At 67.5% G+C, this 1,283-nt stretch carries 1 pseudogene; it reads left to right on the top strand.

Features of this window, described 5'->3' with window-relative positions:
• Positions 1–68: 68 nt before the first annotated feature.
• Positions 69–1,216: pseudogene (locus H5J29_RS33120) on the top strand (IS3 family transposase).
• Positions 1,217–1,283: the final 67 nt, after the last annotated feature.

Genomic DNA, 1,283 nt, shown 5'->3' on the forward strand with positions numbered 1-1,283 from the left:
TGGTTGGCCCCGGATTCGGTGGAGTCGGGTAGCTGGAATTCTGGTCATGTGACCCCCGAGGAGGGTTCGTGGGCAGGCGTGGGTATCCGCCGGAGTTCCGGCGCAAGGTGCTCGATCTCGTCGAGGCCGGGCGACCGGTGGTCGACGTCGCGCGTGATCTCGGGATCAGCGCGCAGTCGATCTACTCATGGCGCCGACAGGACCGCATCGACAAGGGTTTGCAGCCGGGCCTGAGCAGTGGCGAGAAGTCCGAGTTGACCGCCGCCAAGCGGCGGATCGCGGAGTTGGAGACCGAGCTGGCGATCCACCGGCGCGCCACGGAGCTGCTGGGGAAGGTGGTGCCCCCAAAAGGCGGTACGAGGCGATCGCGGTGATGGCCGGTGAAGGGCTTCCGGTCCAGTTGGCCACTCGAGTTCTGGGTGTGGCCGAGTCGGGCTTCTACGCCGCGCTGACTCGGCCCGTGTCGGCGAGGGCGATCCGACACGCCTGGCTGGTCGACCAGATCCGCGAGGTGCACCACGCGTCGAAGGGCACCTACGGTGTGAGGCGGGTCCACGCCGAGCTCGTCCTCGGTCGCGGCATCACCGTCGGGCACAACGCGGTGGAGATGCTGATGGCGCGCAACGGCATCCGAGGCGTGACCGGGCGAGCCCGGTGGAAGCGACCTCGCCCTGACTTGATCGCGAAGGACCTGGTGGACCGGGACTTCGCCCGCCAAGGCCCGAACCAGCTGTGGGTCACCGACATCACCGAGCACCCGACGAGGGAGGGCAAGGTCTACTGCGCGGTGGTGCTCGACGTGTACTCGCGTCGAGTCGTGGGCTGGTCGATCGATGCCTCGCCCACTGCGGCGCTGGTCACGAACGCGCTGGGGATGGCCATCGAGTCTCGCAACCCTCCTGCCGGCGCAGTGATCCACTCCGACCGCGGGACGCAGTTCGGGTCCTGGGCCTTCACCGACAGGGCCAAGGCCTCCGGGCTGGTGCCGTCGATGGGCAGCATCGCGGACTGCTTCGACAACGCCGTCATCGAGTCGTTCTGGTCGCGGATGCAAGTCGAGTTGCTCGACCGGCGGAGGTGGAGGACGCGCATCGAGCTGGCCAACGCGATCTTTGAGTACCTCGAGGTCTGGCACAACCGGCGCCGTCGCCACAGCGCGTTGGGCTGGCTCTCACCGCTAGAGTTCGAGACTCAGAGCAAGATCGTCGTGGCCTAGGTTCCAGCCACGAGACTCCACCGAATCCGGGACATCCCAGAGCCTCCACCACACCCGGGGCGCTTCA

It is taken from the genome of Pseudonocardia pini (assembly GCF_013870575.1).
GTDB lineage: Bacteria > Actinomycetota > Actinomycetes > Mycobacteriales > Pseudonocardiaceae > Pseudonocardia > Pseudonocardia pini.